A 26,650-nucleotide genomic window follows, 5' to 3' on the forward strand; every position below is an offset into this window, starting at 1 on the left:
GCAGTCGCGCGGTTGCCTGGAACTCGCGCATCGCTATGCGGCCTGCTGCGCCGCGTCGGCGGCGTCGTGGCGCGCAGGCGTGCGGGACGGCGGCGGCATGTCCTGGCGGACGAAATTCTGCACGCGCAGCAAGCGCCGCACGTCATGGGCGCGCGAATGCGGATCGAAGTGCCGCGCGACGCCGGCGACCAGCGTCGACGCGTGCGCGGTGCGCCCCCGCTCGATCAGGTGATCGGCGAGATCCAGCGCACCGCGCAGCGCCCACATCGACGCGCCCTGCCCGTTCGCGGTCTGGATCGCCATCTGCAGATGACGATGGCCGTCGGCTTCGTACGCGAGCGCGACATCGGGGGCCGCGATCCGTGCCTGTTCGAGCATCGCGACGCCCGTCACGCGCAGCAGTTCCGGCACGAACAGATGCTCGCCGTGCGCGCGGCAGCGCGCGAGCGTCGCATCGAGCCGCGTACGCGCCTCGCCTGCGCGGCCGACGCGTACGAGACCCTCCGCATACGCGACGTTCAACGGGGCGAGCAGCCGCCGGAACCCGCTCGCCTCGACACGCCGCAGCGCGGGTTCGAGCCGCGCGAGGCCCGCGCCGGGATGACCGGCCTGGATGTCGAACTGGCCGGTCAGGCATTCCGCGTGATTGCGCCAGATGTCGAAGCCGTGCGCGCTCGCGGTCGTGCGCAGCGTCGCGAGATAGTCGGACGTGATGTCGTGGTCGCCGTAGCGCAGCGCGATCGGCACGGCGGCCGCGCCCAGCACCACGCACAGCGCGAGCGCGGACGGGCCGCGGCGCGCGCACTCGACCGCTTGCGCGGCGATGCGCATCGCATGGTCGGGGTCGCCCTGCATCCACACGAGCCGCGTGAGCATCGTGCGCGCGAGCGTCGTCATGTCGACGCCGAGCGCTGCCTGCGCACAAGGCGGTTCGCCCACCTCGCCGAGTTCGGCCGTCGCCGCTTCGAGCCGCTCACGCGCCTGCGCGTGCTCGCCGAAATAGTGCAGCGACGTGGCGACCATCGCGTTGGCCAGGAGCCGCTGCGAGCGGTCGCCGCGCCGCTCGGCCGCGCGCTCGAAGCGTGTCGCGTAGCGCAGCGATTCGTGAATGTCCGACAGCGTCAGCATCGTATTCCACAGCCCGACCAGCGCGCGCGCATCGAACGTAGCGTCGCCGACATGGGCGGCAAGACCGAGCGTGCGGTCCCACATCGCGGCCGCGGCCATGGCGTCGCCGTCCGTATGCAGCAGCGCCGACGCGCAGGCCGCGCGCAACCGCATCTCACGCGCGGCATCAACGGGGTCGGCCGCGGCCGTGTCGAATGCGTCGAGCACCTGGCGCGCCCGCGCCGCGCATTCGTGCATCCGTGCCGGCTCCAGCAGCGCGCGCGCCAGGAGGTCGGCTTCGGGCGCGGGCGTTTCGTCGGCGGCCAGGGCGAGCGCGTCGGTTGATGCGTCGGCTGGTGCGTCGTTCGGCGCTTGCGTGACCGCATCGACTGTTACGTCGTTCAGTACTACGGCGCCCCCATCCGCTGATGCGTCGTTCGGTGCTTCCGCGACCACATCCGTTGATCCGTCGTTCGGTGCTTCGGCGACCACATCGTCGCGCCGCGCGGCGTCCACGTTCGCCGCCGCGTGCTCGTGCCCCTGCTCGCGTTCGTGCCCCTGCTCGTGCTCGTACCGTGCGTGACGCGCCGTGATGCGCTCGAACTCGCCCTCGTTATGCAGTTTTTCCAGCGCATACGCGCGCGTCGATTCGGTCAGCCGGTACCGCGCATAGGCGCCGTGGAACTCGACGGTCACCAGCGACTTCGCGACCAGTTCGCCGAGCACTGCGATCATGTCCGCGGCCGACGTGCCGGGCTCAGTGGCGACCGCGTACGCGGCATCGAACGTAAACGGCCCGATGAAGCATCCCATCCGGCGGAACAGCGCACGTGCGGCCGGGTCGAGCAGCACGTAGCTCCAGTCGAACGTCGCTCGCAGCGTCTGATGACGCGGCAGCGCCGAGCGCAGCCCGCCGGTCAGCAGGTTCAGCCGGTCGTCCAGCCGCGACGCGACGACCGCGAGCCCGAGCGTCGCGACGCGCGCCGCGGCCAGTTCGATCGCGAGCGGCAGCCCGTCGAGCCGCCGGCAGATATCGGCGATCAGCCGCATGCCGGCTTCGTCGACCGGACAATCCGGCGCAGCCGTGCGAACCCGTTCCAGGAACAGCTCGACGGCGGAACAACGAACGATCTCGTCGGTGCGCGCGTCGTCGCCGGGCACCGCAAGCGGGCTCATGCGCAGCACCGCTTCGGCCGAGATATGCAGCGGCTCGCGGCTCGTCACGAGTACGCGCAGCGAGCCGGCGCACGACGTCAGCGTTTCGACGAGGCTCGCGACGAGATCGACGATGTGCTCGGCATTGTCGAGTACGAGCAGGTAGCGCGACGCCGCGAATGCGGCGCCGATGTCCTCGATGGCGGGCACGCGCTGCGTGTCCAGGCCGAGCTCGGCCGCGAGGGCGATCAGCATGTCGGCGCGCGTCCCCGCGCGCGCCAGCTCCACGAACAGCACGCGCTCGCGCGAGCGGCTACGCACCGCGTGGGCCACGCGTACGGCGAGGCTCGTCTTGCCGATCCCGCCCGCGCCGACGAGCGTGACGACCGGCGTGCGTTCGAGCATCTCGACGATCTGCGCGATTTCGGTGTCGCGTCCGACGAGCGGCGCGGGCGGCGACGACGCGTGGGCATCGGCCGGCATCGCGGCCGGCGCGTCGGCCGCGGGCGGGCGTTCCGGGCCGGGCGACGCACACGCGACCAGCAGGTAGCCGCGCCCGGGCACCGTCTTGATCAGATCGCGGCTCGTGCCGAGCGCCTTGCGCAGCGTCGCCACGTGCACCTGAAGGCGGTTTTCCTCGACGATCAGCCCCGGCCAGACCGCGTCCATGATGTCGTCTTTCGACACGACCGACCCGCTCGCGCGGTGCAGCACTTCGAGAATGTCGAGCGCGCGTGCACCGATGCGCAGCGATGCGCCCTGACGGCGAATGTCGCGCTGCTCGAAATCCACCGACAACGTTCCGATCTGGATCATGGCCGCCTCCGGGTCCCTCAGGATGACCGCCCGGTGAACGCGGCAGTCCACCCGGCAGGATGTCCGGCCCCGGCGCACCGTGGCGCCGGCCGGACAATGTTCAATGACGGCCTGAGTGTAGACGGGGGCGCGACGAAAATCTTGAAGGAAAATGCGCTGTGGGGCGGCGGCCGGATCACGCAACCGGCGCATTCGCTTGCATGTAAAAGTGGGGCGCTATACTCTTCCGGGCCGCGCGCACGCCTGTCGTGACGGGCGATGCGGCGGCCGCGCGCCGTCATTGAAAGCATTTCGTCAGATTCGCGAGCGGACGTTTGTGCAAATTCATTTTGAATGTTCACATGCGTCGCTAAACTGGACTCGCCATTTCGCGCGCCGAGTCACTTGCCCGGGAATTCCATGTCAGACTCCGTTACCGCAGCGCCGGCGGTATCCCCGCCACCACCGCCGAAGGACACGCTCGGTTGCGTGGCCAGCTTGCTGGCGAAGGACGTCGAGACCGCCACCGGCGGCCTGCGGCTTCACCGCAAATGCATGCGCGAAGCGCACGTGGAGCACATCGACATGCCCGCGTGCGACCGCGGCTTCCTGGTCGGCGTGTCGCTGGCCGCCGGCCATCGTCGCACGCTCTATGGGCGCGCCGGCGCGAGCGAGCGCCGGTTCCAGCATCACTCGATCTACATTCGCGATTTCTCGCGCCACTTCCATGCGGACCTGTACGGCAACTTCGACTTCGTGCTGGTCGAGCTGCCGCACGCGTATCTCGAGCGCGTCGGCCCGGAGCACGGCGGGCAGGCAATCGGCGGCCTCACGTGCCGCCCCGACGTGCGCGATCCGGTGCTCGGCCACCTCGCGCACGCGGTGGCCGGCAGCCTCGACGCGCCCGGCCCGCTGAACGCGCTGTTCATCGAGCAGGTGGGGCTCGCGATCGGCACGCACCTCGTGCGCCGTTACGGCAACGCGCGCACGCCCGAACTCGACCACAAGGGCAGCCTGTCGCCGGCGAAACTGGCGCTCGCGCAAGAGCTGTTGCTGGAAAAGGCGGATCTGGGCGTATCGATCGAGGAAGTGGCGAGCGAATGCGACCTGTCGCGGGGCTACTTCATCCGCGCGTTCTCGCGCACCACCGGCCGCACGCCGCACCAGTGGCTGCTCGAACAGCGCGTGACGCGTGCCCGCGAACTGATCGAGACATCCGACATGACGCTCGCCGACATCGCGATCGCGTGCGGCTTTGCGGACCAGAGCCACTTGAACCGCGTCTTCGCGCGGATCGTCGGCCATCCGCCCGGCGCGTGGCGGCGCGCACGCTCGCGCTGAAGCATCTGCGTGGTCGCGGTCGTACGCACCGATAGTCCGGCCGATTGCTCAGTGGATGTTCATGTCTTGCCCGTGACACATGGTGCACGCGCCTGACTTCGAGCAGGATGCCACGCACGGCAGCACGAGATGCCGCGCGGCCGGCTGCGCTCCAGCGCCGCCGATGGTGCCCGCCCTACCCTGAATCGTGCTGAAGCGGCGACGCACAGCTCGTGCGGCCGCGCCGCCCGGCGCTAGAATGCGAACCGCATGCAACGCGACTTTGCAACACGCACAAGGGCATTCCGATGGACAAATTCTCCGCGCTGCGCGCGTTCGTGGAAGTCGCGGAAGCCGGCGGCTTCTCGAGCGCCGGCCGGCGTCTCGACCTCGCCGCTTCGTCGGTCGTGCGCGCGGTGGACGCGCTCGAGGCATCGCTCGGCACCGTGCTGCTGAACCGCACGACGCGGCAGGTCACGCTGTCCGATGCGGGCGCCGTCTACTATGCGCGGGCGAAACGCGTGCTGGAGGAACTCGCGGATGCCGACGCGCTCGTCGCCGATCGCGGCGACGAGCCGTCCGGGCCGCTGCGCGTGTCGGTGCCGGTCGCCTATGGGCTGCGCCGGATCGCGCCGCACGTCGCCGCGTTCGTCGCGCGCCATCCGAAGCTCGACGTCGACCTGCAGCTGACCGACGAACGTGTCGATCTGGTGAGCGCGCGGATCGACGTCGCGATCCGGCTCGGCGATGCCGCGCCAAGCGCGGACGTCGTCGCGCGACCGCTCGGCACGTTCCGCCGCTACGTGGTCGCGAGCCCCGCTTACCTCGACGCACACGGCACGCCCGCGACGCCGGGCGAGCTGGTCGATCACGCGTGCCTGCGCTTTCACTTCGGCGCCGACCAGCAGGCGTGGACGTTCGCCGATGCACGGGGCACGACGCCCGTGATCGTCGCCGGCCGGCTGAAATCGAATCACAGCGAGGTGCTGCGCGAAGCCGCGCTCGACGGCGCCGGCATCGCGCTGCTCCCTGACTGGATGGTGGGCCCGGACATCGACGCGGGCCGCCTGCGACGGTTGTTCGAACGGTACGACGTGACGCCCGGCTCGGCGCGCTCGGTGATCACCGCCCTGTACCTGCCGAACCAGCGCGGCTCGAAACGCGTGACCGCGTTCATCGATTTCGTCGAATCGCTCGCGCGCACGGAGCCCTGACAGAAGCGACGGTGTCGAGATTCACTCTACTTGGAATTTCCCTCGCTCAACGTTGACCTGTGAAGTTACTTCAAGGTTGTGGTCGGAGCCGGTGCGCCAGCTTTAGGGTTGCGCTGTGGCTCGGTTCGGCCATGAAGGGACCTTCGACATCGGCGCATAGATCGTCGACAATTCGCCGGAGAACCTCGGAACTCGCCTGCATAATCTAACTCGTACAAGGACCGGTAATGAGTTTTGACATCATCGCCATTAAACCAACGAATCTCGATGCGGAAAGTCTGAACGCCGTTCGCGAAGTAAGCCCTTTGGGCGATGCCGAGTCCGTCCGGAGAATCTTTGAAGCCAAGTTCCCGGGAGCTACAACCGGCCTGTTCGTGAATCGCGAGGAATATAGTCTGGAAGTCACCCTGGCGAATGACCCGGTGGGTTCCGCGCATCTCGCTCTGCGCTCTGGTCAGGCATGGTCAACATCATCTCGCGACCAGTTTATTGAGCGTCTCGGTGAACTTTGTCGTCACCTCCAGTGTGTGGCTTTCGCCGTGTCAGATAATTCTCGGCTGGCTCCTTGAATCCACCGAAATTGCAAAATGAACGACCGGATTGGAGAAGGGTGAAGGGCCGTTCGGGGTCGATGAGAGCCGGTCGGCCGTGCGCGAACGGGCCAAGCTGCCCTTGAAAGTTCAAGGTTGAATGAACGGCAAAGCAGATAGGCCAACGTTGAGTGAATCTCGACAGACGCCGTGCGCCGAGCGCCTCGACATCCCGGCGCTACTCGTCGCCCTGGCGGCGCATGCCGCCATCTGCCTGATCCGACATATTGCGAAGGCAGCCCGCTCCATCCACCTTTCTCGTGGATGGAGCGGGCACATCGCTTTATCCCGGCCGTCGTATCGTCACCGAATTGCGTGACGACTGCCTGCCGGGTCCCGCCTGTGTCGCATCGGTCTGCGTCGCCGTATCAGACCGCCCAGCAGGAGCACCCGAACGCGCCCCAGAAGTCCTTTGCGTCCGACGTCGGCAGCGCACTTGCCCATGCGCTCGCGTGCGCGTGCTGGTGAACGTTGCACGCGTTCGCGCAACCGCACATCGCAGCGGCGGCCGCCCGTTGCAGCGGCGCGCCGGCGCGCTGCGTCGCGCCCCAGCCGCCATAGCCGCCGAACTCGCGCACGGGCGACCAGTCGGGCATCGCGGGAGGGATCGGCGCGTCGTACGACTGGAACGGCCCCGCGCCCCACACGATCTTTCCGTCCACAACCGTCAGCAACGCAGTCGTGCCGGCGATGTCGTCCTCGGCACACGCGAAGAAATCGCGATCCGGGACCACCAGGTCGGCAAGCTGCCCCACCGCGATGCGCCCTTTCTTGCCCTCTTCGTTCGAGAACCACGTCACGTACTCGGTCCACATGCGCAGTGCCGTCTCCCGATCGAGCAGGTTGCGCTGCGGGTACATCCGCAGGCCGCCGACCGTCTTGCCGCTGACGAGCCATGCAAGCGACACCCACGGGTTGTATGACGCCACGCGGGTCGCGTCGGTGCCGGCCGACACCTTGAGGCCTTTCGACAGCATCTTCGCGACCGGCGGCGTCGCTTCGGCCGCCTGCGCGCCGTAGCGCTCGACGAAGTATTCGCCCTGGTACGCCATCCGGTGCTGCACCGCGATGCCGCCGCCGAGCGCGGCGATCCGGTCCATCGATTTCTCGGTGATGGTTTCCGCATGATCGAAGAACCAGTTCAGCCCTTCGAGCGGGATGTCCTCGTTCACCTTTTCGAACACGTCGAGCGCGCGGCTGATGGTCTCGTCGTAGGTCGCGTGCATGCGCCACGGCCAACGGTTTTCCGCGAGCACGCGCACGACGCCCTCGAGATCATCCTCCATCTGGTCGGGCAGGTCCGGGCGTGCCACCCGGAAGTCTTCGAAGTCGGCCGCGGAAAACGCCAGCATCTCGCCCGCGCCGTTATTGCGGAAGTAGTCGGTGCCGTCGTGGTACTTAACGCTCTTCGTCCAGTTCACGAAGTCTTCCTTCTCCGCATTCGGCTTCTGCGTGAACAGGTTGTACGCGATGCGGATCGTCATCTCGCCCGCGTCATGCAGCTTGCGGATCACTTCGTAATCGTCGGGGTAATTCTGCGAGCCGCCGCCCGCGTCGATCACGCCCGTCACGCCGAGCCGGTTCAGCTCGCGCATGAAATGGCGCGTCGAGTTGTACTGATACTCGAACGGCAGCTTCGGGCCCCTCGCGAGCGTCGCGTAGAGGATCGTCGCGTTCGGGTTCGCAAGCAGCAGGCCGGTCGGGTTGCCGGCGGCATCGCGAACGATGGTCCCACCCGGCGGCTCCGGCGTGTCCTTCGTGTAGCCGACGACACGCAGCGCGGCCGCGTTCAGCAGCGCGCGATCGTACAGGTGCAGGATGAAAACCGGGGTGTCCGGCGCGGCGGCATTGAGTTCATCGATCGTCGGGAGCCGCTTCTCCACGAATTGATGCTCGGTGAAGCCACCGACCACGCGGACCCACTGCGGCGCGGGCGTCACGGCCACCTGGCGCTTGAGCATTTCCATCGCGACCGCGAGCGACGGCACGCCGTCCCAACGCAGTTCCATGTTGTAGTTCAGGCCGCCGCGAATCACGTGGCAGTGGTTGTCGATCAGGCCCGGCAGTACGCCACGGCCGCCGAGATCGACCACCTTCGTCGCGCGGCCCGCGAGCGGCATCACGTCCGCGTCGCTGCCGACGGCGACGAAGCGGCCGGCGGCAATCGCGACAGCCGTCGCGACGGGGTTCGCGCGGTCGAGCGTCGTGAATCTGCCGTTATGCAGGATCAGATCCGGCTGGGTCACGGTTGCGGTCATATGCATCACCTCTAATTGATCAGAAGCCAAGCAGCTGTTTCACGGTGGGCAAGGCTTGCACGCCGATCAGCATGCCGAGCAACCCGACCAGCGCAATCAGCGGCGGTGCGGGAGAGCGAACCTTGATGGCGCTGTAAATCACACCGATCAGCAGGCCCGCACCAAGGGAAACCAGATAAGGTTCCATGCGATGAATCTCCCGGAAAATTCGAATGCAAGGGCCGTCTTCCAATCAGCCTGCTGCGGGCGGCATGCGTGTTTCGATCACGTACGCCACCCGCGCAATGAAGCCAATGCGGCGCGTTCGAATCGAACCCGCCGCACCGGCATCAGCGATCGCTGGCCCTCTGCGCTTACTTCGCCGGAACGGGCGCGATCGACTCGTGCGGCGTCGCGGTGCGCGGCGCGGCCTTGTGGACCATCGTGTACGCGTAGTCGACACCCATACCGTACGCGCCCGAATGCTCCTTCGCGATCGCCATCACGGCGTCGTACGTCTCGCGGTGCGCCCAGTCGCGCTGCCACTCGAGCAGCACCTGCTGCCACGTGACGGGCACGACGCCCGCCTGCACCATGCGCTGCATCGCGAAGTCGTGCGCGGCCTGCGTGGTGCCGCCCGACGCGTCGGCGACCATGTAGATTTCGTAGTCGCCTTCGAGCATCGCGCACAGTGCGAACGTCGTGTTGCAGACTTCGGTCCACAGGCCGGACACGATCACCTTCTTGCGGCCGTTTGCGGCCAGTGCGTCGCGCACCTTCTGGTCGTCCCACGAATTCATCGACGTGCGTTCGAGCGTCTTCTGGTTCGGGAAAACGTCGAGCAGCTCCGGATACGTGTGACCGGAGAAGCTCTCGCTTTCGACCGTCGTGATCGTGGTCGGGATGTTGAAGACCTTCGCAGCCTTCGCGAGCCCGACGACGTTGTTCTTCAGCGTCTGGCGATCGATCGATTGCACGCCGAACGCCATCTGCGGCTGCTGATCGATGAAGATCAGTTGGCTGTTGTGCGGGGTAAGTACTTCAAGCTTGGGGTTGCTCATGGCGGTGATGTCCTTTGACGCAGGGAGAAATGAGGCTCGCCGGGCCGACGAATCCGCAACGCGTCGAACGCGTTGGTCGGAAGGCTCGACAGCCGGCCACCATCATTCAACAGGCGAATGAGCGGCCACACCAATTAATTGTTCTGATTCCCGCGACCTTCATGAATCCAGGCTGAAAAGATCTGAATTTCATTGAATGGACCCACAACGCACATGCGGAACTGATAGGCTGACCCAGGAAATTCGGATCGACGCCAGATCGGTAGTTATCCCTATTTTTTACTGTCGTCACGCCATTTCAAACCTATGAAACCGTACTCTGCTTCGCTGTTCGCCGGCATCCTCGCCGGCATCGTTTACGCGCTGATCGGCGTGCAATCGCCGGCGCCGCCCGCCGTCGCGCTGGCGGGCCTGCTCGGCATCCTGGCCGGCGAACAGATCCTTCCGCTCGCGCGACGGATGTTCGGCGGAATCCGGCTGGGAACCGCATGGCGCGAAGCGAAGTGCAGCCAGCACATGTTCGGTGCGCTGCCGGGCGCCCATGCGCCTGACGCTGCCGCGAAGCGCCGTGAATCGACGCCGACGTGATCCGACGGTTCGAGCGAATGCGACCGGGACGGTCGGGGCGCTTGCGCGTGCGTCAGGACGTTCGTCGATGAACCGCATCCAGACGGGATCGGATGCACCGCCGTCAGCCTGAAGCTGGCCGCCCGATGTCTCTTTCGCAGTGAGATTCGCCATGAAGCTGTCCTTCGAAGCACTCGAGGCACTGGACGCGATCGACCGCACCGGGACGTTCGCCGACGCCGCGGAGTTGATGCATCGCGTGCCGTCCGCACTGACGTACCTCGTCCAGAAGCTCGAGAGTGACCTCGGCGTCGCGTTGTTCGATCGCAGCGGGCGTCGCGCCAGGCTCACGCACGCGGGCCGCGTGGTCGTCGAAGAAGGCCGTCGGCTGCTGCGCGCCGCCGAACAGCTGGAACGCAAAGCGCAACGCGCACAGCAAGGTTGGGAAACAGAGGTCCGCATCTGCATCGCGGAGATCCTGCCTTTGGACACGATGTGGCCGTACGTGCACGCGTTCTACGACCTTGAAATGGACACGCGGCTGCGACTGTCCACCGAAGTGCTCGGCGGCACCTGGGATGCGCTCGTTTCGCGGCGCGCCGACCTGGTCGTCGGCGCAGCGGGTGAGCCCCCGGAGCTGCCGGACATCGTGGCCCATCCGATCGGCACGCTCAGGCACGTATTCGCGGTCGCCCCGTCCCATCCGCTCGCCGCCCTGCCCGAACCGCTGTCGATGTCGTCCGTCGTCGCGTATCGCGCCGCGGTGATCTCCGACACGTCCCGCGAACTGCAACCGCGCTCGGTCGCCGTCGATGCCGGGCAACCGTATCTTGCCGTGCCGACGCTCGCCGCGAAACTGGCCGCGCAATGCGAAGGACTCGCGGTGGGCACGCTGCCGGACTGCATAGCAACGCCCGCGATCGCGCAAGGCAGGCTCGTCGCACGTGAGGTCACAGGCATGCGCGACACGACTCATTGCTATATCGCGTGGCGTGCCGACGAGGCTGGCCAGGCGCTACATTGGTGGGTCGAGCAACTTGATCGCCGGGACCTCGTCGACCGGCTCACCGCGCCGGCGTGACGCCACCTTTTCTGCGACCGTCCGACGGCAGCGCCACTAGCTGCTCGGGCGACGTATGACGCATGCTCCGCATCCGATCGGCACGCCGACCCGACCTTCGCCGAGATCGGGGCCGTTTGCGACGTTTCCTGTTCCGATCAATACCGTCTGAACGACGCATCGGCGCAGGTCGGGGGCTCCCTGCCCCGTGCCTGGCGTCGTTCGGTCACACGCGCGCCGCCCTGACAAACAGCGGCGGCGCGCGCCGCGTCACCAACCGAACTTCGCTTCCACGCCGACATAGTCGGCATTGCGCGCGCCCAGTGCGCGAATCGAATCGGCGAGCTGAAAGTGCACCGCCTCGACGGCCAGGGCCGTGTTCGCATTGACGAGCCAGTCCACGCGAGCCTGCGCGTACATCCCCGTCCACGCGCCGCCCTTGCCCGCCGTGCCCGGCACGGCCGACATGCCCTGCCCATAGATCGCATCGGCCGTCGTCTGCCGCCACTGGAAGCCGACGGCGGTGAGCACCGTGACCGAGCTCGCCGGTTTGAACGTCAGCGACGGCTTCACGTGGATCAGGTTGCTGTATCCGGTGTAACCGGCGAGCGTGAAGTAATAGCCGTTCGGAAACATCGGGTTGAACGTGCCGACGCGCCGATCGCCCGGGTGAGCATCGCCGGACGCGCCGTCGATCTGGATGCCGATGCGCGGCGTGCCGGCCGTCTTCGCGAACGTATAGCCGCCCAGCGCGCCGAACGCCCACGCGCCCACCGTGTCCTGCCCGACGTGGCCCGTCTGCAGCATCGCCTCGACGTCCCAGTCGAGCCCGTCGGCCTTGCCTGCGTAGCGCATGTCGAACACGTCGCGCCGCTCGGTGCCCGACGCATCAGGAAAGCGCGCGTTGTCGCGCGTGTAGCGCGACCAGTACGCGGACAGGTCGCCGGGCCCCGTGCCGTTGCGCTCGACGCGCACGCCGTCGAATCGCAGGTGCCGGTTCGACACGTCGTCGAACGCGGCCGCGTCGCGATACTGCACCGGGCGCGTCACGTAGCCGATCAGCCGCCACTTGCCGATTTCGTAATCGGCCCACAACGCGTCGAACGCCTGCCGCACGTTCGGGCCGTCGCGCACCGACACGAAGCGTTGCAAGTCGAACGCCATCTCCTGCCGGCCGACCCGCGTCTTCAACGTGCCGGGGCCGATCTGGTCGACATACGCGACGAACGCCTGCTCGATGTCGAGCTGGTCCTTGTCGACTGGGCCGACCGTATTCTTGCCGAACGGCCGCGCATCGACGAACTGCACGAACGCCTGCAGATGGCCGCGATAGCGCAGGTCCGCGTGCACGTTCGTGCGCTGGATCACGTAGTTGTCGTCGTGCGCGGAGCCGAGGCCGAACAGCGGCGCGTTGTTCAGCTCGAAACGCTCGCGCAGGTTCGCGCCGAGCGACAGGTAGGTCGACGGGTCATCGCCGAGCGGCACGTATTTCAGTGCGTCGAACGGCTTGCGCGGCACGCACGGGTTCGCGAGTACCGACCAGTCCTCCTGCCAGCGGTTGAACAGCACGGTCGGACGCTTCGCAGTGCACGACACGGCGGCGCTCGCGGCCGCCGGCGTCGGCGCCAGCGGCTGAGCGGCTGCGGCGGCCGGCGCATCGGCACCGGCCGCCGTCCCGGCATGCAGCGCGACGCCGCCGGCCAGCACGACGCCCGGCAGCGCGCCGCGCCACGATGGTTTGATCGGCCGGCGCACCGTCATTTCGACCGGGCGTGGATTTCGGCGACGTAGCCGCCCGGGAACTGCACGAGCGCCGCGTCACGGCCGTCCGACGTGAACGGCGGCACGAGCACGGTCACGCCCGCGGCTTCCGCCTGCTTCAGCGTCGCGGCCAGGTCGGCGACTTCATAGCCGGTCATCTCGCGCCCGAACGGGTAAGGCAGATGGCCGTCCGTCGCGAGCACCGTCATCTTGCCGAAGCCCGATTCGATACGAATGCGGCGGTACGTGTCGTTCGGCCGGCCGATCTCGATGCCCGGCGCCTTGCGCACGTCCGACACGATCTTGCCGTGCGAGAACGCGGCGAAGTCGTGCGCGAGCTTGCTCGCGCGTTCCGGCGACACGTACACGCGGTTTTCCGGCACCGTCTGCAGCGGGTCGTAATTCGGCGCCTGCGTGTGCCAGTACAGCTGCATGTTCACGCCGCCCGGCCAGCGGATGATCGCGTCGCGCCCGATCGGATCGGGGAACGTCGCGACGACCACGTCCGCGCCATGCGCACGCGCCGACTTCACGGCCACGTCCATGTCGGTCACCAGATAGCCGGTGCGCTCCTCGCAGAACGGATACGGGATCGGCGTCTTGAAGCCGAACACCGAGATCGTGCCGACCGGCGTGAGCACCAGTTGCGACATCGTCTGGCTCGGCGTCGGCGTGACCTGGAACACGCCCTGCTTCGACTTCTTGCCGCCGAACGTCGCGACGAAGCTGTCGGTGAAGCGGTCGAAGTCTTCCGGCGCCACGCACACGTGCGTCGTGTCGTACTGCGGGCCGACCGCGACTGCCGGGAAGCGCGCGGCGGCCGGCTGGCGCGCCGTGTCGTCCAGATGCGTTTCGTCGGCATGCGACGGGGCGGCCGCCAGCAACGCGGCGAGCATCGCCGTCGACGCGGTCGTCATGCGCAGCACGTGGCGCAGGTTCAGTGAAATCATCGGGTTCTCCTTGAAGGTGGCGCGCAGCGGCACGCTGCGCACGAAAACGGGTTCAGCGCGAGGCCGGCAGCTCGGCCGCGCGCGCGGATCGATACGTGAGAAAGCCCAGCACCGCGAGCGGCAGCGCGAGCGCCCAGAACGCGGCATACAGGTAAGCAGTCGCGCCGGCGCCCGCGCCGAGTGCGAAACCGGCCACCGGCGGCAGCGTGCGCTGCAGCCGCGCGCGGGCGGCGTCCCGTTCGGCCGGCGCGGCGATCGGCACGAGCCAGTCGAATGCATCGATGACGGCCTGCGTGACGTTGCCGGTCATCACCGTGTTGGCGACCACCGAGCGCGCGGTCAGCCGGCCATGCGCGTTCTGCACGCCCATCGCCGCCGCGCCGAGCAGCCCGCAGACGATCGTCGCGGGCGCATCGGCGCTGCCGATCGGCGACGCCGCGATCCCCGCGAACATGAAGCCGGCGAGCAGGATCGCCTGCAATGCATACAGCGAACAGGCACGCGCGCCGTGGCCGCGCACGCGCATCCGGTGGTCGAGCAGGCGCGCGGCCACGATCCCGGCGATGAACGCCGGAAACGCGAGCCATTTGATCAGCAGCCCCTGCCCGACCCCGGCCAGGCCCGAGCCGATCAGGATGAAGTTGCCGGTCACATGGGCGGTGAAGAGGCCGAACAGCGCGACGAAGCCGAGCGTGTCGACATAGCCCGCGATCGACGCGAGAAAAACGTCCTCGCCGGGCAGGCGATCGGGCGCGGCCGCACCGGCGGCCGTTACTTGTCCAGGTTGCATGTCGTGGTTTCCGTGGTTTTGCCGGTGGAGTCCGCCTCCTGGACCTGTGCGGCCGGCGGGCACACGTGCGCCGGCACGAACGGGATCGCGTGCTCGCCGGGCACGATGCCGGGCAGCCCGGCCAGTGCGATCCGCGGCGGCGCGCAAGATTGCCTGCGCACCAGGTCATACAGCAGGCCGACTGCGATGCCGGCTCCCAGCGGGATCAGGTAGGGCATGGTCCGTTCCGGTTGCGCCGCCGCGCCGGGCCGGACGGACGGCGCCCGGCCCATGCGGCGGTTCGGTAGCAAGACTAGGGGACGCGCACCTGAAAGTCATGGCGGCGAACTGAATTCTTCTGAAGCAACGCCGGTGTCGGAAGCGCGGCGCAACGCGGAAATCGAACGGGTCTGGCGCCTGCACGCGAGCCTCTTCCGTCCCGGCGTGCGCAAGTGGGTATGTGGATTGCCGGTGCCCGACGATCTCGACGCCGAAATCGAACGGCGGGCCGACGCATTCCTGAACGGCACGCCGGCCGCACCGCAATGCGTGGCATCCGCCGCCTCCGCCAACCGCCGCCGGGATCGAGCGGCGGCGCACGCGTCACGCTGTCACCCGGGCCGCTTCAGAACGATTCAACCGCTGCGTCCGGTGCTTGCCCTATGCTCGGCCATCATCGGGAGACATCGGATGGAACACGGATCGGGCCGCAAGGCCGTCATCGTCGGCGGGTCGGTCGGCGGGCTGTTCACCGCGACCGCACTGCGCGCAGCCGGCTGGGACGTCGACGTATTCGAGCAATCACCGCACGACCTGGACAGCCGCGGCGGCGGCATCGTGCTGCAGCCGCCGATCGAGCGGGCGTTCGCATTCGGCAACGTACCGCTGCCGCGCGAGGCCGCCGTCGATTCGATCGACCGGATCTACGTCGATGCGCACGACCGCATCGTGCAACGCTTCGCGATGCCGCAAACGCAGACCGCGTGGAACGTGATCTACACGGCGTTGAAGCGCGCGCTGCCGGCCTGCATCGTCCATGCGGGCGACGCGTTCGAGCGATTCGAGCAGGACGGCGAGCGCATCGTCGCGCATTTCGCGAGCGGCCACGCCGAGACGGCCGACCTGCTGATCGGTGCGGACGGCGGCCGCTCGGCGGTACGTGCGCAGTTGATGCCGGACGTGCGGCCGACGTATGCGGGCTATGTCGCCTGGCGCGGGCTCGTCGACGAGCGGGTGCTGCCCGAACAGGTGCTGTATCTGCTGCGCGAGCGCTTCACGTTTCAGCAAGGCGACGCGCACCTGTTCCTCACCTATCTGGTGCCCGGTGCGGACGGCGCGACCGAGGCAGGCAAGCGGCGCGTGAACTGGGTCTGGTACCGGCGTCTCGCGTCCGACCGGCTGCCGTCGCTGTTCCTGGCGCGCGACGGCACGCAGCGCGACGGGTCGCTGCCGCCCGGCGCGATGCGCGACGACAACCGCGCGGAACTCGTCGACGCCGCTGGCCGGATGCTCGCACCGACGCTCGCCGCGCTCGTCGACGCGACACCCGCGCCGTTCGCGCAGGCGATCCAGGATCTCGCGGTCGAACGGATGGCGGTGGGGCGTGCGGTGCTGCTGGGCGACGCCGCGTGCCTCGTTCGCCCGCACACGGCGGCCGGTGTCGCGAAAGCGGCGGACGACGCGGTCGGCCTCGCGCAAGCGCTGCGCGAAGTCGGCCACGGCCGCGGGTTCGGCGCCGCGCTGGCGGGTTGGGACGCGCGTCAGCGCGCCGCGAGCGCGGTGATCGCTGCGCGCGGCATCGCGCTGGGCGCCCGCTTGATGGGCGCGGCCTGAACGTGGGCCGGACGCGCGTCGGCGGGCCGGCGCAGCGTCTCGCTCGACGGGTTGAGCGCGCGCAGCACGCTGGCACGCCCGCCATCGTCGTCGGGCAGTTGCGGCTGGCCGCGCGCGGCGGCCGGCGCGCCATGGGCCGCGAGCAACGCGGCGAGCGCCAGGCCCGCCGCGCGTGCCGATACCGTGGCCCGCTTCATTGCGCGCTCGCCGTCGAGACCGGCGCCGCCGCAGGCGTTCCCACGCTCGCCGTCGCGGTGCGCGGCTCGCCGTGCGCGATCGCATACAGTTCGCGATTGCGCGCGATCGTCTGCGCGCTCGGCGGATAGTCCCAGTTCGGTGTGGGCAGCGTGCCGTCGCGTTCCGCCTGAATCAGGTCGGCGACCACGTCGGCGCGTGTGAGCGCAGGGTCGGCGGTTTGCGCCAATGCGGCAATGGGTGCGCTCAGTGCGCAGGAAAGCAGGACTGCACGAATCAGGTTGTTCATGACGTTCACCTCTCGAGATGGCGTGTTCGCGTCCGCAGATCAGGCCGGACATCCGCTCCGCATCGATGTGATGAAGAGTGGTGTCCATTCTGCGATTCGCGCGCTTTCCGGAAGGTGAGGCTTCGATTACGGTCCTGTCATCTGGTCGCGGCCCGGCCGCACGGCCGTGTCAGTCAGCGCGTAGCCGTTTCCGGGTTCCGCACGCTGCCCAGAAACCGCGTCAATTCCACCGTCTGCGGACGCTCGAAGATCTCGTCGGCCGTCCCGGTCTCCCACACGCGCCCCTGGTGCATGAACACGATCCTGTCGCTCACCGCACGCGCGAAGTTCATCTCGTGCGTGACCATGATCAGCGTCATGTCCTCGCGCGCGAGTTGCTCGATCACGCCCAGCACCTCGCCGACGAGCTCGGGATCGAGCGCCGACGTGATTTCGTCGCACAGCAGCACGCTCGGCTTCATCGCGAGCGCACGCGCGATCGCGACGCGCTGCTGCTGGCCGCCCGACAGGTGTTCCGGAAACGCGTCGAACTTGTCGCCGAGGCCGACGCGCTCGAGCATCAGCTCCGCGATCGCGCGCGCCTGCTGGCGGTGCGACTTCTTCACCACCGACTGCGCGAGCATCACGTTCTGTCCGGCGCTCAAATGCGGAAACAGGTTGTATTGCTGGAACACCATGCCGACCTTCAGCCGCAGCGCACGCAAGTCCGCATGCCGTGCATCGACGCGTTCGCCGTCGACCGAGATCGTGCCTGCGTCGATGCTCTCGAGCCCGTTGAGCGTGCGCAGCAGCGTGCTCTTGCCCGAGCCGCTGCGGCCGATGATCGACACGACCTGCCCGCGCTCGACGGACAGATCGATGCCCTTGAGCACATGATGGGTGCCGAAGTTCTTTTCGAGACCCCGGGTTTCAACGAGCGGCATGCCATCTCCTTTGCAACGTGCGCGCATAACGGGTAAGCGGATAGCAGAGCGCGAAATAGATCAGCGCGACGAGGCCATACACGACGAACGGCCGGAACGTCGCGTTCGAGATCGCGATACCGACCTTCGTCAGCTCGGTGAAGCCGATGATCGACACCAGCGCCGTATCCTTCACCGCCTGCACGCCGAAGCCGACCGTCGGCGCGATCGCGATGCGCGCGGCCTGCGGCAGGATCACGTGGCGCAACTGCTCGACATAACTCATCGCGAGGCTGGCCGACGCCTCCCACTGCCCTTTCGGCACCGCCTCGACGCAGCCGCGCCAGATCTCCGCCAGATAGGCGCTGGTGAAGAACGTGAGCCCCGCCGTGGCCGCGACCCACGGCGAAACGTCGAGCCCGACGAGCGGCAGGCCGAAGAACACGATGAACAGCTGCATCAGCAACGGCGTGCCCTGGAACACTTCGATATAGAGCTTGGCGATGCCGCGCAGCGCCGTCGAATTCGACACGCGCATCACGAGCAGCCCGAGGCCGACGAGGCCGCCGGAGACGAACGACACGATCGACAGCACGATCGTCCAGCGCGCGGCCAGCAGCAGGTTCGCGAGAATCTGCCCGAACGTGAAATCGGTCATCGCGCACCTCGCACGCGGCGGGAGAACAGGCGGCGCCCCATCGCGCCGAGCGTGGCGCGCATCAGCAGCGCCATCGCCAGGTACGCGAGCGTGATCACGAAGTACGTCTCGAACGCGCGGAAGTTGCGCGACTGGATATAGCTGGCCGCATAGGTCAGATCGGCCACCGAGATCTGCGACACGACCGCCGAACCGAGCATCGTGATCACGATCTGGCTCGACAGCGCGGGAAACACCTTGGCGAGCGCCTGCGGCAGCACGACATGGCGCAGCATCTGCGCGCGCGACATCGCCAGCGCGGACGCCGCCTCCAGATGCCCTTTCGGCACGGCGGCCACGCCCGCGCGCACGATCTCGACCGAGTACGCGCCGAGATTGAGCGTCATCGCGAAGATCGCGGCCGTGTATTCGTCGATGTGCACGCCGAGCGCCGGCAAGCCGAAGAAGATGAAGAACAGCTGGACGACGAACGGCGTATTGCGAATCGCCTCGACGTACGCGCCGATCAGCGGGCGCAACCGCACGGCCGCGCGCGCGTCGGCGCTGTACGCGGCCGCGCCGAGCACGCCGACGGCCACGCCGAGCACGGTCGCGACCGCCGTCAGCGCGAGCGTGATCGCCGCGCCGCTCGCGAACACGCCGGCGTAATCGGCGAGTTCGCCGAATTGAAGCTGGTAGCTCATGGGAAGCGGATAGATTCGGGTTCGGACAACGACACGCGCCGTGCCGGGCATCCCGGCCGCGGCGACGTGTCAGGCTGCACTGCGATACGTCACAGCCCGGCCGGCAGCGGCTGGCCGAGCCACTTGCGCGACAGCTCGCCGAGCGAGCCGTCCTGCTTCGCATGCGCGATCGCATCGTCGATCTTCGCGAGCAGGCGCGGTTCGTTCTTGTTGACGCCGACGAAGCACGGCGAATTCTTGATCACGAACTTGACCTCGGGGCGGCGCGGCGGATTCTTCGCGAGAATCGCCGCCGCGACGATGTTGCCCGCAGCGATCAGTTGGACCTGCCCCGACAGGAATGCCTGGATCGTCGCGTTGTTGTCCTCGAAACGCTTGATCGTCGCGTTCGGCGCGAGCTGCGACAGCGCGATCTCCTCGAGCGCGCCGCGCGTCGCGCCGACCGTCTTGCCGGTGAGGTCGGCGGGCGTGCTCACCTTCACGTCGGACGGCCCGAACACGCCCTGGAAATACGGCGCGTACGCGCTCGAGAAATCGATGACCTTCTCGCGCTCCGGCGTCTTGCCGAGCGAGGAAATCACCATGTCGACCTTGTTGGTCGTCAGGTACGGAATCCGGTTCGCACTGTTCACCGGCACCAGCTTCAGCTTGACGCCGAGCGCCTTGGCAAGGAGTCCTGCCATGTCGATGTCGTAGCCCTGCGGCTGCATGTCCGTGCCGACCGAACCGAACGGCGGATAGTCCTCGGGCACCGCGACGCGCAGCGTGCCGTTTTTCGCGATGGTGTCGAGCGCATCGGCATGGGCCGGCGCAGCGGCAAACAGCGCGATCACGGGGGCGGCAAGCAGCGCGGCCAGCCAGGTGCGTCGGGGGAACGGTCGGGTCGTCGGGCTCACGGTGAATCTTCCTTGTCTGGTGTGTCGTCGGGCAGCGCGCAACCGTTGCGCGGCCGACACCACATCAGCAAAAACCGGGCCATCGCCGTGAAACGCTTGCCGCACCGGCACGAGACGGAAATTTCAGCGACCTTTCGGCGAGCCGGATTCCTCATTTCGGTGCATGCGCCGGCGCCGTCGGTAACGGTTGCCCCCGCAGCGCGCGCCGGCGCACCAAATTACCTAACCGGTTCACCCGGCACCGACACCCTATGCATGGATTCGAACCGGCCCAGTCCAAATTTGCATTCCGTTTGTGACCGGAATTACGGCTGAATACGTTCGCGACGTACCGTGCCTTTCGTCACGTCCGACGAATCGCCATCAGGACGGGCGCGCGCGATTGCGCGCGCCGGCCCCCCGGTACCGGTGGTCCCGATCATCCGCGATCGGGATGAATCCAATCCCATCCGTGCGCGAGGAAACCGTCATGGCATCGATTCCCGACCCGTCGACAACCGGCGAAACCGACAAACGCAGCTGGCTCGAATCGCACGAAGCTGGCTATCACAAGACCCTCGGCAATCGACAGGTGCAGATGATCGCGATCGGCGGGGCCATCGGCACCGGGCTGTTTCTCGGCGCCGGCGCCCGGCTGCAGGCCGCCGGCCCGGCGCTCGCGATCGTCTATCTCGTCTGCGGCGCGGTTTCGTTCCTGATCCTGCGCGCGCTCGGCGAGCTCGTGATGCATCGCCCGAGCAGCGGCAGCTTCGTGTCGTACGCACGCGAATTCCTCGGCGAGAAGGCGTCGTTCGTCGCAGGCTGGATGTACTTCCTGAACTGGGCGATGACCGGCATCGTCGACATCACCGCCGTCGCGCTCTACATGCATTACTGGGCGCCGTTCGCGGCCGTGCCGCAGTGGATCTTCGCGCTCGTCGCGCTGTGCATCGTCGCGACGATGAACCTGATCGGCGTGAAGTGGTTCGCGGAAATGGAGTTCTGGTTCGCGCTGATCAAGGTCGCCGCGATCGTGCTGTTTCTCGTGATCGGCGCGGCGATCCTCGGCACGGGCATGCCGGTGGCCGGCCATGGCACCGGCCTGCATCTGATCACCGATAACGGCGGGTTCTTTCCGCACGGGCTGATGCCGGCGCTGGTGCTGGTGCAGGGCGTGGTGTTCGCGTTCGCGGGCGTCGAACTGGTCGGCACGGCCGCCGGCGAATGCAAGGATGCACGCAAGGTGCTGCCGCGCGCGATCAACAACGTGATCTGGCGCATCGCGATTTTCTACGTTGCATCGGTCGTTCTGCTGGTCTGCCTGCTGCCGTGGAGTGCGTACAAGGCGGGCCAGAGCCCGTTCGTCACGTTCTTCGGCGCGCTCGGCGTGCCGGGCATCGGCTCGGTGATGAACCTGGTGGTGCTGACGGCCGCGCTGTCGAGCCTCAATTCCGGCCTGTATTCGACGGGGCGGGTTCTGCGTTCGCTGTCGATGGGCGGCTCGGCCCCCGCGTTCCTCGCGCGGATGAGCGGGCAATCCGTCCCGTACGCGGGCATTCTGGTGACGGTCGCGATCTATGTGGTCGGCGTGCTGCTCAACTATCTCGTGCCGTCGAGCGTGTTCGAGATCGTGCTGAACATCGCGTCGCTCGGCATCATCAGCACCTGGGGCTTCATCGTCGTGTGCCAGATGAAGTTACGCGCCGCGGTCAGGCGCGGCGACGTGGAAGACGTATCGTTCAGGATGCCCGGCGCGCCCGTGACGTCGTGGCTCACGCTGCTGTTCCTGCTCGGCGTGCTGGTGTTGATGGCCTTCGACTACCCGAACGGCACGTGGACGATTGCGTCGATCCCGCTGGTCGCGCTGCTGCTCGTGGCCGGCTGGAATTGGCTGAGCCGTCGCGCGCGCCGCGCGTTGCTGAAGCCGACGATCCCGTCGATCGCGCTCACGCAGAACGTGCTCGAGAAGGGCGACAACTGACTTGCTGCGGCATGCGCGCCGTCTGCTGAAAGAACCGCCGTCGGGCCGCGGACGGCGGTCGACAGCCGCATTCAGTGATGCTCGTACAAAGACTGGGTGTCGAGCGACGCGAGCGATGACGTAGCTGTCTTTGCTGCGTCGGCGGGCCGTGCGGCGGCAGATTGGGCTTGCTGCACGGCGACCTTCGCCTCGGCGGCCTGGATGTCTTCGGGATAGTTCGGATCGTTGCTGATTGGCCGATAACCGGCCTTCTCGACCCGGACGAGATCGGCGCGCACGTCGGCGCGCGTGACCGCATGGTCGGTGGTTTGTGCAAATGCGACGATCGGTGCGCTCAGTGCGCAGGAAAGCAGGACTGCACGAATCAGGTTGTTCATGACGTTCACCTCTCAAGTTGGCGTATTCGCGTCCGCGGATCAGGCCGGACATCCGCTCCCCATCGATGTGATGAAGAGTTGGATTCATTCTGCGATTCACGCGCTTTCCTGAAGGTGAGGCTTCGATTACGGTTTTGTCATCTGAGCGCCGCCGCGCGTCGTGGGCGGGCCGCCCCGGTTCGCCGGACACAGCGCGGGCCCGCGACGCGACGCGCATGCCAGTCGATCGTCGCGTTCATGCGGGCGCGTCGAGCGGCCGCACTTCCGGAATCATCGCGGCCTGGCCGTGCACGATTCCGTCCGCGTCCATGAGCTGCCACACGGTCGCGCGTTCGATCCAGAACCGCTTGCCGGACTTCGTCACCCGCACGCCGCGGTATTCGGACACGAAGCCATCGCGCATCACCTTGTCGAGAAACACCTGGCGCTCGTGTCGCTCCATCGGCTCCGCCGACAGACGGGACGGCAACGCCGTCAGTTCATCCCAGTCGTATTCGAAAATCGCCTGCGCGCGCCTGTTGCCGTACACGAACACCGGATCGGCCGACGTGTCGTGCGCAAGCACGCCGAACGGCGCCGCCTCGTACAGCCACGCAGCGCCGTCGGATGCGCTCATGCCGTCGGGCACGAGCGGATGGTTCACGAGCCGGCGATACGAGTCGGCAAGAAGGCGGAAGAAGTTTGCATCGGTGCGCAACGACATCGGTCTGGCTCCTGAAATCGGCGAGATACGCGAATGAGCGAAGGTTTGCCGCCGGACATTATATGGACGAAGCGGCGCGCCGCAGTCGGCGGCGAGGGTTCGGGCCGCCCGCATCGCGCTGCGCGGCCCGCCGCACGGCCGATGCCATCGCGCCGGCCCAGATAACGGTTTCGTAATCCTCGAGTCAGGGTCGGGTCAACGCCGCGCCGGCAGACTGCGTGCTCGTCGCATCGAATGCGCGTCCATTCCCCGCTTCGAGGAGCACCATCATGTGGATCGTCCGGCTGGCGCTACGCAGGCCCTACACGTTCGTCGTACTCGCGCTGCTGATCTTCATCGCGGGGCCGCTCGCGCTGCTGCGCACGCCGACGGACATTTTCCCGAACATCGACATTCCGGTCGTCAGCATCGTGTGGTCGTACAACGGCTTCTCCGCCGAAGACATGGCCAAGCGGATCACGTCGAACTACGAACGCGCGCTCACGTCGGACGTCGACGACATCGAGCATATCGAGTCGCAGTCGCTGAACGGCGTGTCGGTCGTGAAGATCTTCTTTCACCCCGGCGCCGACATCAATCGCGCGATCGCGGAAGCCGCGAGCAACGCCGCGTCGATCCTGCGCATCCTGCCGCCCGGCACGCTGCCGCCGAACATCATCACGTACAACGCGTCGACCGTGCCGATCCTGCAGCTCGGGCTGTCGAGCGACACGCTCGCCGAGCAGCAGCTGTACGACCTCGGCAACAGCTTCATCCGCACGCAGCTCGCGACCGTCCAGGGCGCGGCCGTGCCGCTGCCGTTCGGCGGCAAGATCCGCCAGATCGTCGTCGATCTCGACACGCGCGCGCTGCAGGCCAAAGGACTCGCGCCGATCGACGTCGTCAACGCGATCAACGCGCAGAACCTGATCCTGCCGGGCGGCACCGCGAAGATCGGCACGCACGAATACAACGTGCAGATGAACGGCAGCACGCAGACCGTCGCCGCGCTGAACGACCTGCCGGTGAAGACGATCGGCGGCAATGTCGTGTACGTACGCGACGTCGCGCACGTTCGCGACGGCTACGCGCCGCAGACCAACATCGTGCGGGCGGACGGCAAGCGCGCGGCGCTGCTGACGGTCGAGAAGACCGGCAGCACATCGACGCTGACGATCATCGACCAGGTGAAGGCGATGCTGCCGAAGATCGCGGCCGGGCTGCCGAAGGCGCTGCACATTTCGCCGCTCGACGATCAGTCGGTGTTCGTGAAGGCGGCCGTCCAGGGTGTCGTGCGCGAGGCGCTGATCGCCGCGTGCCTGACCGCGCTGATGATCCTGCTGTTTCTCGGCAGCTGGCGCGCGACGCTGATCATCGCGATCACGATCCCGCTCGCGGTGCTCACGTCGCTGCTCGCGCTCGCCGTGCTCGGCCAGACCATCAACATCATGACGCTCGGCGGGCTCGCGCTCGCGGTCGGGATCCTCGTCGACGACGCGACGGTCGCGATCGAGAACATCACGCATCATCTCGAGCTCGGCGCGCCGCTCGAGGAGGCCATCCTGACCGGCGCAGGCGAAATCGCGGTGCCGACCTTCGTGTCGACGCTGTCGATCTGCATCGTGTTCGTGCCGATGTTCCTGCTGACCGGCGTCGCGCGCTATCTGTTCGTGCCGCTGGCCGAGGCGGTGATCTTCGCGATGATCGCGTCGTACTTCTTCTCGCGCACGCTGGTGCCGACGCTCGCGATGGCGCTGATGCGCGCCAAGGGCAGCGGCCGGCCGCCGCGCGGTGTATTCGCGCCCCTCGTGCATGTGGCGCGTTTCCAGGCCGCGTTCGAGCATCGCTTCGAGGCCGTGCGGCTGCGCTATCGCGCGCTGCTGTCGGCGGCGATCGCGCGGCGCCGCCGCTTCGCGGCCGCGTTCCTGCTCGCCTGCGTCGCATCGACCGGCCTCTACGCATTCGCCGGGCAGGATTTCTTCCCGTCGGTCGACACCGGCGAGATCCGCCTGCACCTGCGCGCCCCGACCGGCACGCGGATCGAGGAAACCGCGCGGCTCACCGACGAAGTCGAAGCGAAGATCCGCGGCGTGATTCCGGCCAACGAACTGGCCGGCGTGCTCGACAACATCGGCGTGCCGGTGAGCGGGATCAACCTCACGTACGACTCGTCGGATCCGATCGGCACCGAGGACGCCGACGTGCTCGTCACGCTGAAGCCGAATCACGCGTCGACCGCCGCATACGTGGCGAAGCTGCGCAACGTGCTCGCGCAGGCGTTCCCCGGCGTGACGTTCGCGTTCCTGCCGGCCGACATCGTCAGCCAGATTCTCAACTTCGGGCTGCCCGCGCCGATCGACATCCAGATCGTCGGCAACAAGCTCGACCAGAACCGCGCGGTCGCGAATGCGCTGCTCGCGAAGCTGCGCGGCGTGCGCGGGCTCGTCGACGCACGCATCCAGCAGCCGGGCGACGAGCCGGCGATCAACGTGAACGTCGATCGCACGAAGGCGATCCAGGCCGGCCTCGAGCAGCGCGACGTCGCGCAGAACCTGCTGATCGCACTGTCCGGCAGCTCGCAGACGACGCCGAACTTCTGGCTCGATCCGCGCAACGGCGTCAGTTACCCGGTGCTCGTGCAGACGCCGCAATACACGGTGAATTCGCTGCAGTCGCTCGCGAACGTGCCGCTGCCCGCCGGCACCGCGCGCCCGCCGCAGACGCCGGCCGCCGGCCCGGCCGCGGGCGCGCCCGCGCAGAACCTGCTCGGCTCGCTCGGCACGTTCTCGCGCGCGACGCAGCAGGCCGTGGTGTCGCACTACAACGTGCAGCCGGTGCTCGACATCTTCGCGTCGGTGCAGGGGCGCGACCTCGGCGGCGTCACGGCCGACGTGACGAAGCTCGTCGACGAAGCCCGCGCGCAACTGCCGCCCGGCTCGTCGATCGTGCTGCGCGGCCAGGTGCAGGCGATGCATGAGTCGTTCACCGGGCTGCTCGGCGGCCTGGTGCTCGCGATCGCGCTCGTCTACCTGCTGATGGTCGTGAACTTCCAGTCGTGGCTCGATCCGCTCGTGATCGTCGGCGGGCTGCCGGCGTCGCTCGCCGGCATCGCGTGGATGCTGTTCGTCACGCGCACCACGCTGTCGGTGCCCGCGTTGACCGGCACGATCCTGTGCATCGGCATCGCAACCGCGAACAGCATCCTCGTCGTGAACACGGCGCGCGAACTGCTCGCGGCCGGCGAGTCGCCGTGGCAGGCCGCGCTGGACGCCGGGTTCAGCCGCTTCCGCCCGGTGCTGATGACCGCGCTCGCGATGCTGATCGGCATGCTGCCGATGGCGCTCGGCCTCGGCGACGGCGGCGAGCAGAACGCGCCGCTCGGCCGCGCGGTGATCGGCGGGCTTGCGTTCGGCACGATATCGACGCTGCTGTTCGTGCCGGTGCTGTTCGGCTTCGTCCATGCGTGGCTCGCGCAGCGTCGCGACGCCGCGGCCGCCCGGCGCGCGCCGCACGCGCCCGATACGCCGGCGCTGCGTTGAGCACGCATGCCTGCCCCTTCTCATCCTTCGATTCGCCCGACCCCGGACCC

Annotated in this window: 24 protein-coding genes; 8 read left to right on the plus strand and 16 right to left on the minus strand. The window is 67.7% G+C overall.

The genetic code is table 11. The features are described 5' to 3' along the window. Positions 1–33 precede the first annotated feature (33 nt). Positions 34–3,078 carry a winged helix-turn-helix domain-containing protein gene (locus FFS49_RS30225; RefSeq protein WP_105817752.1) on the minus strand — a complete coding sequence of 1,015 codons (3,045 nt, stop codon included), beginning with the start codon at positions 3,076–3,078 and terminating at the stop codon, positions 34–36. 399 nt (positions 3,079–3,477) lie between these two features. Between FFS49_RS30225 and FFS49_RS30235 the strand changes: the two genes are divergently transcribed. The 3 genes from FFS49_RS30235 to FFS49_RS30245 all read left to right on the plus strand — a co-directional run bounded on the left by FFS49_RS30235 (position 3,478) and on the right by FFS49_RS30245 (position 6,160). Beyond that, complete coding sequence (locus FFS49_RS30235; protein ID WP_105817751.1) at positions 3,478–4,398, plus strand: AraC family transcriptional regulator; 921 nt, start codon at positions 3,478–3,480, stop codon at positions 4,396–4,398. Positions 4,399–4,685: 287 nt separating this feature from the next. Next, positions 4,686–5,591, plus strand: a complete 906-nt coding sequence (locus tag FFS49_RS30240; protein WP_105817750.1) for a LysR family transcriptional regulator — start codon at positions 4,686–4,688, stop codon at positions 5,589–5,591. A 227-nt stretch (positions 5,592–5,818) separates the two neighbouring features. After that, entirely contained in the window at positions 5,819–6,160 is a 342-nt protein-coding gene (locus FFS49_RS30245) for a hypothetical protein (RefSeq protein ID WP_124615767.1), read from the plus strand. Between the two features lie 389 nt (positions 6,161–6,549). Here FFS49_RS30245 and FFS49_RS30250 read toward each other — a convergent pair whose 3' ends face one another. The 3 genes from FFS49_RS30250 to FFS49_RS30260 all read right to left on the minus strand — a co-directional run bounded on the left by FFS49_RS30250 (position 6,550) and on the right by FFS49_RS30260 (position 9,479). Beyond that, complete coding sequence (locus FFS49_RS30250) at positions 6,550–8,439, minus strand: amidohydrolase (protein WP_105817749.1); 1,890 nt, start codon at positions 8,437–8,439, stop codon at positions 6,550–6,552. Between the two features lie 19 nt (positions 8,440–8,458). After that, positions 8,459–8,626, minus strand: coding sequence for a DUF1427 family protein (locus FFS49_RS30255; protein WP_039362659.1), 168 nt, complete (start codon positions 8,624–8,626; stop codon positions 8,459–8,461). Positions 8,627–8,792: 166 nt separating this feature from the next. Further along, a complete protein-coding gene (locus FFS49_RS30260; RefSeq protein ID WP_039362658.1) occupies positions 8,793–9,479 on the minus strand; it encodes a hydrolase in 687 nt (228 codons plus the stop codon). Between the two features lie 306 nt (positions 9,480–9,785). On the opposite strand from FFS49_RS30260, the gene FFS49_RS30265 reads away from it, so the two are divergent. Both FFS49_RS30265 and FFS49_RS30270 read left to right on the plus strand, forming a co-directional pair. Further along, positions 9,786–10,067, plus strand: coding sequence for a XapX domain-containing protein (locus FFS49_RS30265; RefSeq protein ID WP_047852778.1), 282 nt, complete (start codon positions 9,786–9,788; stop codon positions 10,065–10,067). A 151-nt stretch (positions 10,068–10,218) separates the two neighbouring features. Then, positions 10,219–11,127, plus strand: a complete 909-nt coding sequence (locus FFS49_RS30270; RefSeq protein WP_105817748.1) for a LysR family transcriptional regulator — start codon at positions 10,219–10,221, stop codon at positions 11,125–11,127. A gap of 249 nt (positions 11,128–11,376) precedes the next feature. Here FFS49_RS30270 and FFS49_RS30275 read toward each other — a convergent pair whose 3' ends face one another. The 4 genes from FFS49_RS30275 to FFS49_RS30290 are packed head-to-tail and all read right to left on the minus strand — an operon-like array spanning position 11,377 to position 14,825. Then, complete coding sequence (locus FFS49_RS30275) at positions 11,377–12,867, minus strand: alginate export family protein (RefSeq protein ID WP_105817747.1); 1,491 nt, start codon at positions 12,865–12,867, stop codon at positions 11,377–11,379. Next, a complete protein-coding gene (locus tag FFS49_RS30280) occupies positions 12,864–13,817 on the minus strand; it encodes a glyoxalase (RefSeq protein WP_071336232.1) in 954 nt (317 codons plus the stop codon). The genes FFS49_RS30275 and FFS49_RS30280 overlap by 4 nt, the downstream gene beginning before the upstream one ends. 52 nt (positions 13,818–13,869) lie before the next feature. Continuing rightward, a complete protein-coding gene (locus FFS49_RS30285) occupies positions 13,870–14,607 on the minus strand; it encodes a YoaK family protein (protein WP_039362650.1) in 738 nt (245 codons plus the stop codon). After that, a complete protein-coding gene (locus FFS49_RS30290) occupies positions 14,589–14,825 on the minus strand; it encodes a DUF1427 family protein (RefSeq protein WP_105817790.1) in 237 nt (78 codons plus the stop codon). Before FFS49_RS30290 ends, FFS49_RS30285 begins: the two co-directional genes overlap by 19 nt. Before the next feature lie 451 nt (positions 14,826–15,276). Here FFS49_RS30290 and FFS49_RS30295 point away from each other — a divergent pair, with 451 nt between their 5' ends. Continuing rightward, complete coding sequence (locus FFS49_RS30295; RefSeq protein ID WP_105817789.1) at positions 15,277–16,419, plus strand: FAD binding domain-containing protein; 1,143 nt, start codon at positions 15,277–15,279, stop codon at positions 16,417–16,419. Here FFS49_RS30295 and FFS49_RS30300 read toward each other — a convergent pair. The 6 genes from FFS49_RS30300 to FFS49_RS30325 form a co-directional block, all read right to left on the minus strand. Next, the gene (locus tag FFS49_RS30300; protein ID WP_039362649.1) at positions 16,347–16,616 is read right to left on the minus strand and encodes a hypothetical protein; all 270 of its coding nucleotides are present in this window, start codon (positions 16,614–16,616) and stop codon (positions 16,347–16,349) included. The two genes, FFS49_RS30295 and FFS49_RS30300, sit on opposite strands and share 73 nt — an antisense overlap. Then, complete coding sequence (locus FFS49_RS30305; RefSeq protein ID WP_105817746.1) at positions 16,613–16,903, minus strand: DUF4148 domain-containing protein; 291 nt, start codon at positions 16,901–16,903, stop codon at positions 16,613–16,615. Before FFS49_RS30305 ends, FFS49_RS30300 begins: the two co-directional genes overlap by 4 nt. Before the next feature lie 173 nt (positions 16,904–17,076). Next, positions 17,077–17,826 carry an amino acid ABC transporter ATP-binding protein gene (locus FFS49_RS30310; RefSeq protein WP_039362646.1) on the minus strand — a complete coding sequence of 250 codons (750 nt, stop codon included), beginning with the start codon at positions 17,824–17,826 and terminating at the stop codon, positions 17,077–17,079. Further along, positions 17,813–18,463 (minus strand): amino acid ABC transporter permease, encoded by a 651-nt coding sequence (locus FFS49_RS30315; protein WP_039362645.1) that lies wholly within the window; start codon positions 18,461–18,463, stop codon positions 17,813–17,815. The genes FFS49_RS30310 and FFS49_RS30315 overlap by 14 nt, the downstream gene beginning before the upstream one ends. Further along, positions 18,460–19,146: an amino acid ABC transporter permease gene (locus FFS49_RS30320; protein ID WP_105817745.1), complete on the minus strand. Its 687-nt coding sequence runs from the start codon at positions 19,144–19,146 to the stop codon at positions 18,460–18,462. Before FFS49_RS30320 ends, FFS49_RS30315 begins: the two co-directional genes overlap by 4 nt. Before the next feature lie 89 nt (positions 19,147–19,235). Beyond that, positions 19,236–20,042, minus strand: a complete 807-nt coding sequence (locus tag FFS49_RS30325; RefSeq protein WP_039362642.1) for a transporter substrate-binding domain-containing protein — start codon at positions 20,040–20,042, stop codon at positions 19,236–19,238. A 469-nt stretch (positions 20,043–20,511) separates the two neighbouring features. On the opposite strand from FFS49_RS30325, the gene ansP reads away from it, so the two are divergent. Then, a complete protein-coding gene (ansP, locus tag FFS49_RS30330; protein WP_105817744.1) occupies positions 20,512–22,002 on the plus strand; it encodes an L-asparagine permease in 1,491 nt (496 codons plus the stop codon). A 71-nt stretch (positions 22,003–22,073) separates the two neighbouring features. Here ansP and FFS49_RS30335 read toward each other — a convergent pair whose 3' ends face one another. Beyond that, entirely contained in the window at positions 22,074–22,379 is a 306-nt protein-coding gene (locus FFS49_RS30335; protein WP_105817743.1) for a DUF4148 domain-containing protein, read from the minus strand. Positions 22,380–22,614: 235 nt separating this feature from the next. Further along, positions 22,615–23,082, minus strand: coding sequence for an MEKHLA domain-containing protein (locus tag FFS49_RS30340; RefSeq protein WP_039362637.1), 468 nt, complete (start codon positions 23,080–23,082; stop codon positions 22,615–22,617). A gap of 269 nt (positions 23,083–23,351) precedes the next feature. Here FFS49_RS30340 and FFS49_RS30345 point away from each other — a divergent pair, with 269 nt between their 5' ends. After that, a complete protein-coding gene (locus FFS49_RS30345; protein WP_105817742.1) occupies positions 23,352–26,600 on the plus strand; it encodes an efflux RND transporter permease subunit in 3,249 nt (1,082 codons plus the stop codon). The last annotated feature ends 50 nt before the right edge of the window (positions 26,601–26,650 follow it).

Origin of the sequence: Burkholderia sp. 4NA327C6, from assembly GCF_005502655.1 — a bacterium.
Taxonomy (GTDB): Bacteria; Pseudomonadota; Gammaproteobacteria; order Burkholderiales; family Burkholderiaceae; genus Burkholderia; species Burkholderia contaminans.